Genomic DNA, 16,942 nt, shown 5'->3' with positions numbered 1-16,942 from the left:
GTTTCAATAGAGGTGTGCTTTCGTCCACTACGAAACTCACTGCGTGGAGACAAGGAGAGGCGACATCATGACCGCGAGCCGCAGCCGTCCGGACACCGACCACTACGCCGAGATCGAGGAGCTTGGCGCATCGCCGCTGTGGCGCTATTACGGCGCGATCTTCGACAGCGAGCCGCGTAGCCGCGCTGTCCCCTACCTGTGGGGCTACCAACGGCTACGTCCTCACATGCTCCACTTCGCGGACGCGCTCTCTCTGGAGGAGGCCGAGCGACGGGTTCTCATGTTGGTCAATCCAGGGATGACCGAGCCGCCTGCAACGGTGAACAACCTCTATGCCGGAATCCAGATCATCCTGCCGGGCGAAACGGCACAGGCACACAGGCACACCGCGAACGCCTTCCGATTCATCATCGAGGGCGAAGGCGCCTATACGACCGTCGATGGAGAGCGCGTGCATATGCATCCCGGCGACCTCCTGCTCACCCCCGGGTGGCACTGGCACGACCATTACCACGAGGGCGACGGCCCGATGATGTGGCTTGACGGCCTGGACTACCCCCTGACCAATGCCATGGAGGCCGGCTTCTTCGAACTCTACGGCCAACGCCTGCAGAAGCCTGCCACGCCCGACGACCTCTCCAGCCGGCAGTTCATTCACGGTCGCCTCAACCCGACGTGGGTGCCGCGGAACCCCGTGAACTCGCCGATCGGCAACTATCCGTGGACCGAGACCGAGAGGGCGCTGACCAGCATCAGCGACGACGCCACCGGCAGCTTGTACGACGGCATCATGCTCGAGTACACGAACCCCCACACCGGCGGGCCCGTCATGCCGACGATGTCCTGCCGGATCTCACGCCTTCCGGCACGATTCGACGGGCGCGCCCACCAGCACACGTCCAGCACGATCTATCACGTCGTGGCCGGCGAAGGTCGCACCGAGGTCGGTGGCACCGTCCTGCAGTGGGGCCCCAAGGACGTCTTCGCCATCCCGGCGTGGGCTCCCCATCGTCACGTCAACGCCTCCACCGGCGATGCAACCCTCATGTCCTACACCGACGAGCCTGCTCAGCGAGCCCTCGGCTTCTACCGCGAGCGGCCGGTCGACTGATCCGCGCGCCGACGAACGCTAGGCCGGACTCTCCCAATGATCTGGCGTCCGGCGACTGAGCCTACGGGTTCACAGCAACCACGTCGACCACCTCATCGATGATTCGACATCCACGAGCTCTGCGCGCACATGGACCCAGTTGGCTCGGTACCGCGGCAACCCGCGGCGCCCTCGGCGCGGCCGCAGACGTCGACCGCGCCCGTTCGCCACGCCACAAGGCCCTCACTACGCGGAACCGTGTTTTCCCGTTCCGACCGCGTCCCCGCCCTCACGAGGGCGTCCGAGATCATGGCCGCAAGCGCCGCGGAACTCGCTCCTGCTCCTCCTCTGCGACCACGGCCGCGTTCATTCGGAGGCGCAGACCGACTTCCTGCTCGGCAGCGGCGTGCTTGCAGCACACCGCGAGCCTGGCCGAGCAGTTGCTCTGCCCCGCTACCTATGACGAAGACGAGTTGACCATCAGTATCGAGGTGGTCCCCCGCCGCGTGGGTCCAGGTAATCCTCCCTGGGACATGCCCGTCGTCCTCACCATGACGAAGCTGGTGCTCGCAGCTGCCCCAAGAAGCACCCTCGTCCTCAAGCCGTCGCCGTTCGCACACGCAGCCATGACTCTCCTGCTCAAGCGCGCGACAGCCGAGGACACCGACGGCGTCATCAACGTAGTCATCGGCGACACCGAGGTCAGCCAGGCGATCACCTCGCCCCGCTCACCCGCAGGGTCGGTTGCGCTGGCGGCAACGACCCCGACATCGTTCTCGGCAACGCTGACATCGAGCTCACGCTTGACCCGATGCTCCCCGGCATTTACACCGGCACCACGCAGATCTGCTTTCCCGTCAAGCTGGTCTACGTGCCGAGACCCTACGACGACACCTTCGTCCATGCCCTCTGCGACCGCATCACCGGTCACAAGGTCGGACACGCACTCAACCAGAAACGTCCGCCGGTCCCTCAACAACAAGGCTCGATGCGACCGAGTGGTGGAGCTTACCGCCGAGAAGGACAGTGCGTCGGGGAGTCGTCGACCCCGGAGAAGGGCTCGACCCCGGCACGTGGCGCAATGTTCACCATGTGCTCCCCCACGTCGACCACGACGTTGGAGCGCCTCCAGCGAGCAGATCGGTCCGAACATGCCCGTCGTCGCCTACGACTGCGAAGAGCAGACCCACACCTGGGCCAACGACAACGAGTACGGACTATGCCTCTTCGTGACGATCCTGTCGACGAGCAGACCGGGTCGCATTCGAGGTACCACGGAGCGTAGTGTCACGTGCCGCTGGCGTTGTGGCGTCACAAAGCAGGTCGATAGACGGTGACAGGAGGACTCACGTTGTCGGCGATCCTGGGCGACGGGCAACCCATGCGAGCCCGCTCCGTGGTGTTCGACATCTTCGGCGACTACGTGCGAAGAACAGGGGGACGCATTTCACTGCGCCAACTCACGCCCGTTCTCGGCGCATTCGGCGTCCCCGCCGACTCCGCACGAGTGGTGATGTCCCGCCTCGCCCGAGAGGGATGGTTCACCATCGAGCGCAACGGCCGGACCAGCGTCTACCAGCCGTCCCAAAAGGGGTGGGAACTTCTCGATTCAGGCCTCGAACGAATCATGAGCGGGCCACCAACCACGCCATGGCACGGGCGCTGGTACATGGCCATCTTCAGCGTCCCGGAGAGCCAGCGGGCAATCCGGAACCGGCTCAAGACTGAATTATCCTGGCTCGGCTTCGGCCAGCTTGCCCCTTCGACCTGGATCTCGGCCCACAACCGACTCGAGGAGGCCGAGCAAGCGCTCGCTGCGGAGGACTCCATCTGGTTCGACCTCTTCGAAGTGGAAGGCGGAGGAAGGCGAACCGACATCGAACGAGCGATGATTTGCTGGGATCTGACGTCGCTGGGTCGCGACTACCAGGCATTCGGAGACAAGTGTCAAACCCTCATCGACGAGATCGCGCCACGACTCGTCGGAAGGGATGCCCTAATCCAACGGACTGAACTGATTCACGAATACCGCAGGTTTCCGTTTCGCGACCCCGGTCTACCGCCGGAACTCTTGCCGCCCGATTGGCCAGCCTTCAACGCGCACCAACTCTTTATCCAAGCGTTTAACATCCTCGAGCCCGAAGCCCTGCGCCACTTTCAGAGCATCACGTCAGTCTGAACCCTCGGGTATGTCGATCCGAACCGGCCGTTGTGCGGAGGAGGAAAATCGCTTCGACCAGGTTTTCGACCCTGAAGCAGTCCTCCCTGTTCGAATTTCGCATACTGTAGTTGGCGCGGGACGTCGGCCGGTCTCCCTGCTCTCGCGAACCATTGTTCGCGAGAGCAGGGAGCCGAGGAAGTCGGAAGCCTTTTCGTACTTCCCTTCTCCTGCCGCTCTCAGAGCGCGGTCGACTAACGCGGCCCGGCAGCGTCTACGATCTCCCGCGGGGCCTGGTCTAGGGTCAGGATGGTTGTGTTGTCCCGTGTTTCGACGTTCACCGGGTCGCCGCCGGTTCCGGATGTCGAGCAGCACAAGAACAACGGACCTCCCACTGGAGTCCAGTAGTTGCCGTGGTAGCGCAGGTCACCGTACGGGCCCCACCCTCCCGCAGCCGTGAGCGGGCCGCCCTGAACTGCCTCGATGAGGTCAGTTCGTGGGACGCCCAGCAGCAGCTCGGCGGTCAAGACTGCGGCGTGGGGTTTGGACGCGCTTACGACGACGTTGCGGCGCCAAGTCTGGTACCGGCTGCCGAGGTCTGAGTACAACATGTGCATCGGGCCATGCTGCTCCGTCGCGACGTTTTCCTCGATGGTCATCCCTCTAGCAAATGACGTACCTTGGGCGCCGAGAACGTAGACGGCGGCCCCGTCGCTTAGCTCGTTCATATAGTCGTGCATTCGGTTTGCCGCGACGCGATTCCCGGAACTCGTGGTCGGCGTTTGGTAGACCGGCCAACCGGCGTTCTCGCGCGGGGGGTTCGTCCAGCTGTCGACCGCATGGTGGCCGCCGGGGTCGGTCAGCCCCCAGCCCCATCCCACTGAGATGGCGCTATAGGGCAGGTGGGCAAGGTAGTTGTGCTCGATGTTCGAACGCGTCGTGTAGCCGACGAAGATCCCGAGCCCGTCGTAGTAGTCCAACCCCACATGGGTGATCGAGTTGTCGGCGATGTGGTTGTCGCGCGTCACCTGGCGGTCATCGGAAGGGTGATGGTCCGCCGGGTCGACACCCCCAAGCTGGATTGCCGTACCGGACAGGTCGGTGAACTTACTCGTGATCACGGAATTGTTCTGGCTGCCGGTATCGAAATCTAGGGCAACCGAACCCAGGCGAGTGAAGCGGTCGTTGACAAACTTGATTCGGTGGGCGAATCTGAAGCGCACGTTACCCGGGGTGCGCTCCACCTCGAACGGGTGAGCCCAGGTGGGCTGCTTGTCGCCGCCGTCGTCGGGGAACCGGAACATCGTCTGGTCGGGTACGTACCCCGCGGGCGAGCTTGGGTGCAGCCAGGTCGCGTCGGCGAAGGTGAGCCCGACGAAGTGGATATCGTGGACTGGAGCGTCGATCTTGCCGCGGCCCGCGACCAACGTCTCGAGGACGGGCGCGATCACCTCGGAGTCGCCGGCCCGAACATCTTCGTGGGGGCGCGGCTTGTAGTAGAGCCAGCCGTTGTCCTTGTCGAGATACCACTCACCGGGTTCGTCCAGGAACTCGAGGGTGCCCTCGATCAAGTTCGGAGAGCCGATGTTCCACGCGTTCGGGTAGTAAGCCGTGAGGTTGGCGTTGGAGAAGCACGGTTGATCCAGCGTCACAATCGCTCGCAGTGAGTCGCCCTCGCCGCGCATCTCAATTCCAGCGACGCCGCAGCGATGCATCCGCCAGTGATACCACGAAACAAACTCAGCATCCGTTGGTCGCGCCAAGCCGGCCAGTACCCTGGCCGCCGAGCCCTCGACCTCGAAGCCGGTCTCGGTCTTCGTGAACTCGTCCCGGTTGAATCCTGTCTGGTGGGCGCGCACCGCGCGCTCGCCATCGACGAACAGCTGTCGCGTCTCCCCCGCGAAGCGCGCACGATATATTCCGCGGCCCGCGTGGAACAATCTCCAGTCCCCGATCTCGCGCCCGCCACTGAGGACCGGCCTGGCGCCCGGCGCGGCGCGCCAGACGACAGGCCGACCGGGCTCTCCCGAGTCCGCGGCCGTGAGCTCAAGCGGCCGCTGCAAGTAATAGGTACCATCCGCCAAAGTCACCACGATGGAGGCGTCCGACTGCGTGTTAATCGCGCGCACAGCGCGCTGCGCGCGATGCACGGTGGCGAACGGCTGTCGTTCCGTGCCCGGCCAGGAGTCTCTCCCTAGGGGCGAAACGAAGAGTCGGCACGTGGTGTTAGGCGACGAGCTACACCCGGTGCCGACACTCGCTGCGCTGACCAACTCGGGGCTCGCACCCGATGCCCTGACCGGCAACTCGGGGCTCGCAGCCGCCCCTCGCGCTAACGCGGCCGGCTGGACCACGAGCGCGCAAACCATCACAGCTACGCAGCACAGAAGGCCGCTCAAACGCATTTCTCGACCATGGAAGGATCTCATTTGGTTAAGCCCGATCTGAAGTAGTAGGTGACGCTCAAGGCCAGACTCGAGTTGCGCCGCCGACGAGCATTCGCCCCGCGACGTCTGTATCCGGGATCCAGGATCCCGGATACAGAATCTAAGGTGCCTCGCTGAGGTAGGTCTCGTCAAGGGGGCAGAGAGCAACGGTCGCGCTGTGCCCGCTCTTCCACGCGGGTGTGCGCTTGCGCATAGACCACGGGACACCGGGTTTCGAGGGAACGTGGCGCGCGTTGACGGCGCTCGCCCTGGCCGCAGCCTTGTTGCAAATCGCCGAGTGTCGGGCTACTGGTTCCGGTCTTGCCTCCTGTGGCGGGGTTCATGCCCGGTCCTTCGCATCCGGGTATGGCAGCGCGCTGTCGGGAGGTTCATAGCCGGGGCGGTGCACTCCGAGTTCATGGAAGGCTTCCGGGCACTCACACGGCGAAACGTCCGCGCCCACACTCTCACCCGCTGACGATCTGGATGATCTAGCGCCAAGATCCGCGTCAGCCGCACTCCGCTTGACGCTGGTGGCCCGGGTGCGAACTGGCAGCCAGACGGCGATCAGGCCCCAGACGCCGGCGGTGAATGCAATCTTGCGGTCAAGCCCCACGCTCACGTCCTCCTGCTGACGTACAAAATTGGGCGGCGAGTGCGCCGATCGCGGCAGCCCCGCAACGCGTCCCAAGCAGTTCACTGCAACGCTCCTCTCGAGAACTGCGGGCTGGCGGAACCCCGAACTCGCAGCCCCTCCCCTAGATGGGTGACCAGGACATTGAAGAACCCGACGGCATCGGGGGCAGCAAGTCTCCCGCTCACCGGAAGTCGCCATCCGATACCTGGCCCCGGACCGACCGCGCGTTGGCGAGCGCCAGTTGTGGGTGACCTGCCAGGACAACGGCTTCATGACGCTGCGCTTTACCCATGGGGCGCGTCCATGGGGGGCCTGCAAGCCGAGACGAGGGGCCTGCCTGTGTGCACTTGGTCCGGTTGCTCCTTGGGCTTCGCCACACGCGGCTCAGCGGAGCTGACGATCTGTTCGATGCGCCAACCATCTGTAACTGATGATGGAGCCTGACTGTGGGCGCCCAGGAAGAGAATTGGCGGGCGGCTTGGGTGACGTAGCTACGGACCGGTGTCACGAGCCCGTCGTCCTCAAACTTGACACTGAGGCGGCCTTCAGGGGCCCGTGATGTTGCTTGAGCAGTGAGTGCACCTCGTCCGTCCGCGTGGGCCCTCCTGGGTTCGAGTTTCAGCGTCCGGAGGAGGAATAAAGAAAGGTGATCCCACCCCGGGGTGCGGGTATCGACATCGGCAAGGCCACGTTGTGAAGACCACGTGCGCGTGGAGGGTAGCCAGCGCAAGAAGATCCGCCGTGAGGCACGCACGTCAGCCACCACCACCGGACAATTGCTGGCACTTCGGGACTGGCTTGTCACCGCGGGGATCGCCCTGGTCGGGATGGAGTCGACCGGGGTGCATTTGAGCGGTCGCCTGTGGCGGCCTCAGTCTTCCAAGACCAGGAAGTGAGGCCGCCACCAAGACGACTGGCACTTTCTGCCGCCAGGGCTTTGATCAGACTCCTCGGCTACGCCGGGTTGCCAGCGTTCCGCCAAAGGCGACTGAGTGCCAAAGGACGATCAGGATCGTCCAGTTGACCCACAGCAGCGGGTTGCCTCCATAGCTGCCATCGATCGCCGGGAAGTGGAGCACCCTCACGCCGACGAACCTCATGAGGGCCACGTAGATCAGGATTCCCGCGGCGACCACGACAGCGGTTCGCAACCCACGGCTCGCTGCAACCGACTTGTTCGTCGATGGGCTCATCAGCAGCCCGGCAACGAGTGCACATGCGGCGATGCACACGCCGAGTTGTGCAGTTTCGAATTCACTGAGGTAGGTCGGCGCGTCCTTCACAAACGCGGGCACGATCAGGCCCAGAACCGCTTGGAGAATCAGCATCACGACATAGCCACCGCCGAGGACGATCGAAAGTGCAGCCACGCTTCTCAGGTGCCGGTTCGCGATGCCGGCCCACGGCGCGTTCTGCAGGAGCATGCCGCACACGATCACGACCACGATGCTCGAGTAGGTCCACCCGACGGCGGTCGAAAGAGACACAGGCGCGTTCGGCGCAAGCTGCGCGTTGAAGTTGGGGTAGACAAGAGTCACGACGCCGATTGTGGTTAGGAACGCGCCGAGTAGCCATTGCCCGACGTTCGCGAGCGGTCCCTCCACTGATTCAAATGGGTAGCCAGCAACGGCCGTGGGCAAGAAGGCATAGGCAAAGAACCCGATCAAGACGATGAACGCGGCCGCCGTATAGCCAGCGCCACCCACGATGGTCGCGGAGAACGTCGGATCCCAGTGTCCCACTCCCCTGGTCCACAGCAAGGTAGCGAGGATTCCGAGCACAATGTCGGCGACCACCTGGAGCAGGCCGGACAGCGGCTGACGCACTTTCGAGAATGGCCAGTTGCCGAAGGTGAATCCGGTGAAGATGTGCATCATGATCACCCAGAACAGCACACAGCTGACGATGGCTGACTTACTCGCCGCTTCCTCCGGGGTGGCCACCTTCGCGCCTACCACGCTCCACTCCGGGTCGCCTATCAGCCACCAGGAGCCGACCGAGACGACGAGGATCGAAACGATGGCGACCGCTGGCGTGGCACGCCCGAAGGCAGGTACGCGCTCGCTTTCGCCTCTGGAGGTGGACTCGGACGTAGTTGTCATGATTTCTCCTTAGCGTCCGCAAGACACCCGATCGTCGACCAATCCGATCGATCCGGCTGCGCAGACTCGGTGTTTGGAGGGTCGCGGCGGAACTGCGACTCGGATTGCTGAAGTCCCAGTGGGCTCCTTGGCGGACCTGCTGAAAAGGACGATTGACACCGAGGACCATTCGCGGACATCGGATCACGATGCGCAACTAGTCTCCGACCAGTCATTAGCGGGAAACCACCCGACTAGTCGGTCGGGTCGAGGCTGACAGCAATTTGGCATAAGGGCCAGTGGCTGTCAATACATTCTCATGCGGAGCGGGGCCATGTACCTCACGACGAACTTGCCGGCCGACGACGTGATCGCCTTGGTGCTGATTCGCGCTCGACGGGTCGACAGGATCGCGGAATTCGTTCAACACAATTGTCGACATTTCTAGCCCGCGCATCGACCAAGCGACGTGGACTCGAGATCGACATATCCCCGCGTGGTAACAGGAAAGGCTTCCAGGCGATTGGGCTGGCGAACCACAACTTCCCGGCTACAGCCGACCGGCGTGCCGGTAACCCTTGCGCGGACAGCCCGCAGTCATGGGGCTCTGCCCGCTCCGTTGGCGTTGTGCACTGACCCTGGCCGAGCCGCGTTCGGCGGAACAACCAAGGAACGGGGGCTGCTCAGCGGGGTTCCGAGCCTCCCGGGACCCCGCTGAGCAGGTCTCTCAGAGGACGGGCGTGACCGTTGCAGGAAGCCCGCACAAGAGTCGGCCGTAAACCTCGTCCGTCACCGCCGGACGCATGAGAGCGTGAAGCGTGACAGTGGAAAGGTCACGCCAGATCTGCTGGAGCCTGTTCGTTTGCGCCATCCCTCCGGCCCCGCACATCATCATGAGAATGTCGACGGCCTGGCGCACAGTCCACGACGCATAGGAGCAGTCGGCACGGATTCGGCCCCTGTTGAGGAGATCCAGGTCCTGGTTCACAAAGGCTGCGGCATCGGCGTCCGCAGCAGCCCTGTACACGAGCAGCTGCGCTGCGTCGATCATGGTCGATGCGCGGGCGAGGTCGAGGTGCGTCGCCGTTGCGTCGATCTGGCGCTCGTAGATCGTGTACGAGACCTTCCGCTTGTGCACCTGCTCCAGGGCCGTCTCCAGGGCAGCGGCTCCAAGTCCGAGCTGGGGACCGATCTCTGCGAGCGAAGCCATCGAACCAAGCTTCACGCGATAAAGGACCTCGGCTTCATCGTTGGTAATCCTCTGGTCGATGAAGCCCTCCGGTCCAAGGAGAGCCACCGCACGGTGCTCGGGCACGAAGATGTCCGGCGCAGCGATCGCGTTGCTCCCCGTGCCTCGCATGCCGACGGTGTACCAGGTGTCCTTGATCTCGACTTCACCAATCGGAGCGAGGAAGAAGCCGAGGTTCACGATGTTGCCGTCGTCGTCGAGCATCGGCGCGGCGAGAGCGATCCACTCAGAGTGCAGGCAGCCGCTCGCGACCCCCCAAGTGCCGCCGACCGTCCAGCCACCCGGCGTCTTCCGCGCCGTGCCTGCCCCATCCAGAGCCCCGGCGACGCGGGCGTCCGGGTCGACACCGAAGATCTCATCCTGCGCCTGGCGCGAGAACAGCGCTGCGTTGAACGAGCAGGAGGTGATGAGTCCGACGACCCACGCCGTTGACGCACACCCACGCGCCAGCTCGCGAGTGACGTCGATGTGGGTACGCATGTCTGCCTCGTAGCCGCCGTAGCGCTTGGGGACCCACATCCTGAAGATGCCAGACGCCTTCAAGGCTTCGAGGTTCTCGGGGTGCACCCGCCGGTTCTGGTCCACCCAGTCGGCGTTCTTCAGCAGCAGTGGAACGAGCTCAGCTGCGCGCTGAACGAGCTCTGCGCGGGCCTCCGGCGCAAAGCCGGGGTTTGAGACCGGCGCGGTAGCGGGAGTACCTGCCGTCTCCTCCATAACGGTGTGAACCGCGGTGTCCTGCGTCATGCGTGTGTTCCTCTCTGAGTCACGGCCCCATCGTTGAATGCCGTGATCTTGGGTGTGCTACATCCGATGTGGGTGGCTGTAGCTGACTCAACTGCTGTTCTTCCTACTGCACCGCAGCGTTCTGAGCTCGACGGTGAGAACCGCGTCTTCGGACGGTCTGCTGGTCGGCTGCGGGTGGAGGCCCCCGTTGCCGAGCGGCGGAAGGCCCGAGCCCTTTGGAGGCCCGGGCCCTGGGCCCTACAGGCTGATGAACACAGCCTTCTCCTCGGTGTACTGGTGGTACCAGTTCGGACCCTGCTCCCGGCCGATGCCTGATTCCTTGTATCCGCCGAACGGCATGGTCGGGTCCGTGGTCAGGTAATTGTTGATCCAGACCATTCCGGCCTTCAGCTGGCGAGCCACGGTCAGCGCGCGACTCACGTCGCTAGTCCAGACCGCGGCGCCGAGGCCGTAGTTCGTGTCGTTCCCCTGGAGCACTGCGTCGTACTCGTCGGAGAACGGGATGACAGAAACGACGGGACCGAAGATCTCCTCGCGCGCGATCCGCATGTCGGGCGTCACGCCGTCGAAGATCGTGGGCTGGACGTAGTAGCCGGTGCCACCGATGGTGCCGCCACCAACGCGTGCGGTCGCTCCTTCGTCCTTGCCAACCGAGAAGTAGCCCTGCACCCGGTCGAACTGCTCCTTCGAAGAGAGCGGACCCATCGTGGTCTCGGGGTCAAAGGGGTCGCCGACCTTGATCCCCGAGGTGAAGGTTGCCAGCTGATCGACGAACTCGTCCTTGAAGTCCTGCTGCACGAAGAGCCTGGTCCCAGCCACGCAGACCTGACCCGACAGAACCGAGAAGGCAGCCATCGAAGCCGGCAGGGCCTTTTCGACATCGGCATCCGGAAACACGATGTTCGGGGACTTCCCGCCGAGCTCCAGCGAAACGCGCTTCAGGTTCCCTGTGGACGCCTGCAGGATCTGCTTGCCGACCTCGGTTGAACCCGTGAAAGCGACCTTGTCGATGCCAGGGTGGGAAGCGATTGCCGAGCCGGCGCCGGGCCCGAATCCGGTGAGGACGTTCACCACGCCGTCGGGGATCCCGGCCTCCATCACCAACTCGCCCAACCGGAGGGCAGACAGGGGTGTCTGCTCGGCCGGCTTGAGAATCACGGTGTTGCCGGCCGCGATCGCGGGCGCCATCTTCCAGATGGCCATCTGGAGCGGCCCGTTCCACGGCGTGATGCCGGCGCAGACGCCGATCGGCTCACGAACGGTGTAGTTGAAGAACGTGGGAGCCGAGGGCTGGGTGTGCCCGCTCACGTGAGCGGCAGCTCCGGCGAAATAGATCAGACTCTCGATCGACTGAGAGACGAAAGCCTGGGCGGTGCCGATCGTCATGCCGTTGTCGAGGGTCTCTAGCTCCGCAAGCTCGTCAGCGTGAGCCTCCATCAGGCCGGCCAGCCGTCGAAGGTAGGCGCCCCGCTCGTGCGGACTCGTGCGGGACCACGGACCTTCGAACGCGGCGCGGGCCGCCCGGACCGCCTCGTCGACGTCCGCCGCGTCGGCTTCGGCGACGTGAGTCAGTACCTGCTCCGTCGCCGGGTTGATCGACTCGAAAGTCTTGCCTGATTGAGCAGGGACCCACTTTCCTCCGATGAGGAGGCCCGGGGTCAGCGACTCCAGCCACTCGCGAACCTTCGGGTTCTTGGCCTGAGCGGCTCCGATAGACGTTGTCTCGATAGTCACGTGATCTCCAGTAGGTAGAAGTTTTGGAGTTTGATGGCCCCGGCACCATCGCAAGCGAGTGGCGGCCGTGCTGACCTAGTCTTCGCTCTCCCGACCGACTAGCCGGTCGGGTGTTCTCCGTCACGCTAGCCCGTTGCCCTCCCGGTGTCAACGGTCGACGCAGCAGGCCCGGCAGGGCTCGCCAGAGACTTCGCTGCCGGGCAGACGTCGGGTCCAGACTCCCCTGGCCAAAGCACGTTCGAGATCGTCATAGCCGCGGCCAAACGCTTGCTTGGGTTCGCGTCCACTCTGGCTATGCGACAGGGCATAGACATGTGCTACGGCGGGTACGAGCGAGCCTGAGCCACACGCAACCAATCGAGATCAGGCGCTCTTGGTGCAGCGACGCCGGGGCCGGCGAGTGGAGTCCAGCAGAGTGGTGTACGACGGACCTGAGTGAGCGCGTGCCTCCAACGTAGGCGCGGCCACCGGGTGGATCCTTCGAGTGATCTGCGAAAACCGACTCGAAGAAGGACACACCGCGATGACCGCTGTACCCAGTATCGACCCTGCCCAGTTCCTGACCGAGCAGCTGTCCCAGGCGAGCCCGGATCTGATGCGTGACCTGCTCACCACGTTCGTCAACGCGCTGCTGGGCGCGCAGGCCGATGCGGTGTGTGGCGCCGGCTACGGCGAACGGACACCGGAGAGGGTCAACTCCCGCAACGGCCACCGGCACCGCGACCTCGACACCCGGGTGGGGACCCTCGATGTCGCGGTGCCCAAGCTCCGCACCGGCTCGCTGTATCCGGAGTGGCTGCTGGAACGTAGGAAGCGTGCCGAACGAGCACTGACGTCGGTGGTCGCGACCTGTTACCTGCTCGGTGTCTCCACCCGCCGGATGGACAAGCTCGTGCAGACCCTGGGAATCACCGGCCTGTCGAAAAGCCAGGTGTCGGTGATGGCCAAGGAGCTCGATGAGCACGTCGAGGAGTTCCGCACCCGCCGGTTGGAGGACGCCGGGCCGTTCACGTTCGTGGCCGCCGACGCTCTGGTGCTCAAGGTCCGCGAGGGCGGGCGTGTGGTGCCGGTGCACGTGCTGGTTGCGACCGGCGTCAACGCCGACGGGCACCGCGAGATCCTCGGCGTGCAGGTCACCTCGAGTGAGGACGGCGCCGGCTGGCTGGCGTTCTTCCGCGACCTGACCGCCCGCGGCCTGACCGGGGTCAAGCTCGTCACGTCCGACGCGCACGCCGGTCTGGTGTCGGCGATCGGCGCAACCCTGCCCGGCGCGGCCTGGCAGCGCTGCCGCACCCACTACGCCGCGAACCTGATGTCCGCGACCCCGAAGAGCAGCTGGGGTTGGGTCAAGGCGCTGCTGCACTCCATCTACGACCAGCCCGACGCCGAGGCCGTGCACGCCCAGTTCGACCGCGAGATCCGACGCCGCACCGACGTGGTCGGCATCTTACCCGACCGCGCCAGCATCATCCGGCTCGTCGGCGCGGTCCTGGCCGAGCAGCACGACGAGTGGGCAGAAGGCCGCCGCCATCTCGGACTCGACGTCCTCGCCCGAGCCCAGGCACTCGACACCGCCACCCATCCCGAGGAGGTGACCGAGCCCGAACTGCAGGCCCTCACGGCCTGACCGACATGCCCAACCGAGGGATCACCTCGTACACCACCCCACGGGACTTGACCGGCCGGCGCACGTCTGTCGTCGATGCTCGCCAGCTCGCGACCCCGGTCGTTCGCTCGAGGCCGGACGCGACCGCGGGGCAGACGCTGGGATCCACACCCGACGTCTTTGTCCGTGGCCTTCAAGCTTGTCCGTGTCCTTCAAGGTCACCAGACATCTCCCGTCGATCTCGTGGAGATGCACACGATCCCGTGCCGGAACCTCCGGCCAACGTCAAGACCTCAGCCATGACCGAAGCCAGCGCTCAGCCTGGACTCCTCCGGCTGTCCGGCAGCCAAGACCTGCTTCAGGGCAGGGTCGCTGGCGCCACACCCCTGCCGAACTGTTCTCGCCAGGAGGTTGACAACGGCAGGGCATCCGCCGCACGTCCTTGACCACCCGATTTCGCCGGTGTTACATTCACCCGACCGACTACCCGGTCGGGTGGCGTCGTGACGACAACGCATCTGCCCAAACGACGCCGTAGATCGAGAAGATTGGCGGCAAGGAACCTTGAACGGATCTTCCTCCTCCCCGGTCATGCACTCGCGGAAGTCTCAAGCGGGCGAATCGAGTCCCGCCATGGACGTGTCGCTGGAGACTGGCATCGACGCGAAACTCTTCCGTAGCGTGCTCGGCCACTTCTGCTCCGGGATCACAGTTCTCACCGCCTGTATCGATGGGAAGCCGGTGGGCATGACGTGCCAGTCCTTCTTCAGCGTCTCGGTCAATCCGCCCATGGTCGCGTTCTGCGTCGGTCGCGGGTCCAGTACGTTTCCCGTCCTGCGAACCGCTGACGGACTGGTCATCAACGTGCTGGACGCAGAACAACGTCATTTGAGCGCTGGCTTCGCTCGCAGCGGTACGGACAAGTGGCAGGGGGTGCAGTGGGAGCCAGGCGAAGCAGGCGGTCATCCGGTGCTGAACGGTGCGCTCGCCGCCCTCGAGTGCACGATCGCCGCAGAGGTCGATGCCGGAGACCACATCCTGGTTCTCGTCGAGGTCCGCCGGCTCTCCGCTCGGCAGGAGGGCACACCGCTTCTCTACTTCCGCGGCGAGTACCACACGGCGTCGCCCCACAAGCCGATGGTTGAACTGGCGGCGGCGTGTTTCCTCGACGAGCTCGAGGAACTCCAGGAGAATCTGTAGAGCAGTTGCACCAGCGATTGGCGGCGCGGCTCGCCGATGTTTGCCCTGCTCCTGAGTTGCGGCTAACTCACAAGCCAGGTTCGCACGGCTCGTCACACATGCGATGCGCTCATCGCCACTGGAGGTGTCCTCACGGCACCCTGCGTACATCGGACCGCCGCAGGCGACCGCCGTCCCAGTGCTCCTCGGTCAGCCCCTGCTCGACAAGTAGCGACTTGCGAACCTTTGAGGTCTCGGTCTTGGGGAGCGAGTCGACCACCCAGAGATAGCGCGGCACGGCGAAATAGGGGAGCTCCGACTCGGCCAGCCCGCAGCTCAGCGAGATCGAAGTCCACGTCGATCACCGGGACGACGGCCGCCACCACGACGTCTTCGCCCAGGTCGCTCTGCAATCCGTACACGCAAGCCTCGGCCACTCCTACGTGGCGCAGAAGCACGGCTTCGACCTGGGTCGGGGCGACATTCTCCCCCGACACCCGCAACATCTCGTTGTCACGGCCCCGATATGTGTACCAGCCGTCACCTCGTGATCGATGATGTCGTCCCAGAAGGAGCTGAGGCCGAAGCGTGGCGCCACAACGACGTGCGCGCCGACGATGAGCCCCGCATACAGGGCACAGAAGAGCCCGTTGATGTGGAACATAGGAAGACACGTGTAGATCGTGTCCCGGTCGTCGTAACCCATGACCCAGGTGGTGTGCTCGGCCACGCCGAGGGCCATACCGTGCGGCCCACATCACACCCTTGGGATGCCCGGTCGTCCCGGACGTCAAGAGGATGACGGCGAGGTCGCTCTCGTGCATGCCGTGCCTTGACGCCCCGTCCCGAGCCGGCGCGAGCCAAGACGACACGCTTTCGCCGACTGGCCAGAACGCCACGCCCTCGATGCCTGCGACTGCCCTGCGCGCCGCATCAGTGTGGTCCCGGCCCGGGCGAACGACGCAGGGAGTTAGCTCAGCCACGACCGAGGAGAGGGAGGCACCGCGGAGAGCGGTGTTCAGCGGAGACGCCACCACGCCGAGCCTGAAGGCGGCGAGCAAATCCAGGATCATGTCAGCGCTGTTGTCCTGGAAAAGGCATAGCCTGTCTCCGCGCCGCAACCCGGCTCCCTCGAGCTCGGCGACTCGTTCATCGACGCTCTTCCAGAGCTCGGCCGCAGTGAACGTGCGATCTCCGATGACGGTCAATACCGGGCGATCGGGATCGACTACCCCGCGGCCCCAGAGACGGCCATGCAGAACTTCGGTGGGCCGCTTCGCCCATCCGTCATGCATGGCGGCGCTCGAACCGTGGGGCCCGCCTCTGCGCGAACGCGTCCAAACCCTCCTGCGCATTAGCGCCGCGTCGCACCTCGACCCACCTCGCCAGCTCGTCGCGCAGTCCGTCCTCGAACTCGTCAGTAGAGGCCGAGAGTGCCAGCACCTTGGTGGCTCCAACCGCTTCAGGAGAGAACGACCCGACCTTCTCTGCCAGGGCGAGCGCGGCGGCGAGAGGATCGGCAGCGAGGCGGTTGACCAAACCCCACATATGCGCCTGCTTCGCGCTGATCGGCTCTCCGGTCAGCAGGAGGTCGCGTGCCACACCCTGCCCGACGGCGCGGACGAGACGATGGATCGCGCCTCCCCCTGCGAGGATTCCGAGCGAGACTTCCGGTAGCCCCAGTCGGCTGCTGGGCGAGGCGATGCGAATGTCGGCGGCCAGCGACAGCTCCAGCCCGCCACCGAGGCAGGCGCCATCGATGGCCATGATCGACACCACCTCAGGCCGTTCCAGCAGCCCGTAGACCTCTTGGCAACGACGAACGTAGTTCTCGGAGGTCGGCTCATCAGCTCTCGCCATGAATGGAATGTCACCGCCGGCAGCAAAGACCCGCTCCACCGTGCTGCTAATGACGACGGCGCCGATCTCCGGTCCAGCACTGGCAAGTACAGCGTGCAGGTCATCGAAGAAGGCCGCACTGAAGGCGTTGACCGGTGGCGACGACATCCGCACATGGAGCACCCGAGCTCGGTACTCG

The 16,942-nt window shown here is 64.7% G+C and carries 11 protein-coding genes and 4 pseudogenes; 6 read left to right on the top strand and 9 right to left on the bottom strand.

The window, feature by feature from the left end; all coding sequences use genetic code 11:
• Window positions 1–67: 67 nt before the first annotated feature.
• The 4 genes and pseudogenes from D0Z08_RS05470 (at window position 68) to D0Z08_RS05455 (ending at window position 3,269) form a co-directional block, all read left to right on the top strand.
• Complete coding sequence (locus tag D0Z08_RS05470) at window positions 68–1,111, top strand: cupin domain-containing protein (protein WP_118923409.1); 1,044 nt, start codon at window positions 68–70, stop codon at window positions 1,109–1,111.
• 98 nt (window positions 1,112–1,209) lie between these two features.
• Window positions 1,210–1,800: pseudogene (locus tag D0Z08_RS33685) on the top strand (aldehyde dehydrogenase family protein); the annotation flags it as partial.
• Window positions 1,801–1,850: 50 nt separating this feature from the next.
• Window positions 1,851–2,375, top strand: a pseudogene (locus D0Z08_RS33680) (aldehyde dehydrogenase family protein); the annotation flags it as partial.
• 66 nt (window positions 2,376–2,441) lie between these two features.
• Window positions 2,442–3,269 carry a PaaX family transcriptional regulator gene (locus tag D0Z08_RS05455; RefSeq protein ID WP_118923405.1) on the top strand — a complete coding sequence of 276 codons (828 nt, stop codon included), beginning with the start codon at window positions 2,442–2,444 and terminating at the stop codon, window positions 3,267–3,269.
• 233 nt (window positions 3,270–3,502) lie between these two features.
• Here the strand turns inward: D0Z08_RS05455 and D0Z08_RS05450 are convergent, their stop codons facing one another.
• The 4 genes from D0Z08_RS05450 to D0Z08_RS05430 form a co-directional block, all read right to left on the bottom strand.
• The gene (locus tag D0Z08_RS05450) at window positions 3,503–5,398 is read right to left on the bottom strand and encodes a hypothetical protein (RefSeq protein WP_118923403.1); all 1,896 of its coding nucleotides are present in this window, start codon (window positions 5,396–5,398) and stop codon (window positions 3,503–3,505) included.
• 1,854 nt (window positions 5,399–7,252) lie between these two features.
• The gene (locus D0Z08_RS05440; RefSeq protein ID WP_118923399.1) at window positions 7,253–8,413 is read right to left on the bottom strand and encodes a hypothetical protein; all 1,161 of its coding nucleotides are present in this window, start codon (window positions 8,411–8,413) and stop codon (window positions 7,253–7,255) included.
• 706 nt (window positions 8,414–9,119) lie between these two features.
• Complete coding sequence (locus D0Z08_RS05435) at window positions 9,120–10,385, bottom strand: acyl-CoA dehydrogenase family protein (RefSeq protein ID WP_118923397.1); 1,266 nt, start codon at window positions 10,383–10,385, stop codon at window positions 9,120–9,122.
• A gap of 237 nt (window positions 10,386–10,622) precedes the next feature.
• On the bottom strand, window positions 10,623–12,119 hold the full coding sequence (locus D0Z08_RS05430; RefSeq protein WP_220454058.1) for an aldehyde dehydrogenase family protein: 1,497 nt from the start codon (window positions 12,117–12,119) through the stop codon (window positions 10,623–10,625).
• Between the two features lie 523 nt (window positions 12,120–12,642).
• Here D0Z08_RS05430 and D0Z08_RS05425 point away from each other — a divergent pair.
• Together D0Z08_RS05425 and D0Z08_RS05420 are read left to right on the top strand one after the other, a co-directional pair.
• Window positions 12,643–13,746: an IS256 family transposase gene (locus D0Z08_RS05425; RefSeq protein ID WP_118923395.1), complete on the top strand. Its 1,104-nt coding sequence runs from the start codon at window positions 12,643–12,645 to the stop codon at window positions 13,744–13,746.
• 612 nt (window positions 13,747–14,358) lie between these two features.
• Window positions 14,359–14,925, top strand: a complete 567-nt coding sequence (locus D0Z08_RS05420) for a flavin reductase family protein (RefSeq protein ID WP_220454057.1) — start codon at window positions 14,359–14,361, stop codon at window positions 14,923–14,925.
• Window positions 14,926–15,055: 130 nt separating this feature from the next.
• On the opposite strand, the gene D0Z08_RS32890 is transcribed toward D0Z08_RS05420, so the two are convergent.
• The 5 genes and pseudogenes from D0Z08_RS32890 to D0Z08_RS05400 all read right to left on the bottom strand — a co-directional run bounded on the left by D0Z08_RS32890 (window position 15,056) and on the right by D0Z08_RS05400 (window position 16,926).
• A complete protein-coding gene (locus tag D0Z08_RS32890) occupies window positions 15,056–15,202 on the bottom strand; it encodes a hypothetical protein (protein WP_245993664.1) in 147 nt (48 codons plus the stop codon).
• A gap of 76 nt (window positions 15,203–15,278) precedes the next feature.
• A pseudogene (locus D0Z08_RS33675) lies at window positions 15,279–15,362 on the bottom strand (hypothetical protein); the annotation flags it as partial.
• On the bottom strand, window positions 15,344–15,610 hold the full coding sequence (locus tag D0Z08_RS33670; RefSeq protein ID WP_425454040.1) for an AMP-binding protein: 267 nt from the start codon (window positions 15,608–15,610) through the stop codon (window positions 15,344–15,346). The pseudogene D0Z08_RS33675 and the gene D0Z08_RS33670, both read right to left, overlap by 19 nt.
• A gap of 49 nt (window positions 15,611–15,659) precedes the next feature.
• Window positions 15,660–16,199 (bottom strand): annotated as a pseudogene (locus tag D0Z08_RS33665) (AMP-binding protein); the annotation flags it as partial.
• Window positions 16,192–16,926 (bottom strand): enoyl-CoA hydratase/isomerase family protein, encoded by a 735-nt coding sequence (locus D0Z08_RS05400; protein ID WP_182481166.1) that lies wholly within the window; start codon window positions 16,924–16,926, stop codon window positions 16,192–16,194. The pseudogene D0Z08_RS33665 and the gene D0Z08_RS05400, both read right to left, overlap by 8 nt.
• Window positions 16,927–16,942: the final 16 nt, after the last annotated feature.

It is taken from the genome of Nocardioides immobilis (assembly GCF_003515065.1).
Classification (GTDB): domain Bacteria; phylum Actinomycetota; class Actinomycetes; order Propionibacteriales; family Nocardioidaceae; genus Nocardioides; species Nocardioides immobilis.
The sequence above is the reverse complement of the archived record's forward strand: the minus strand, read 5'-3'. Positions and strand labels throughout refer to the sequence as shown.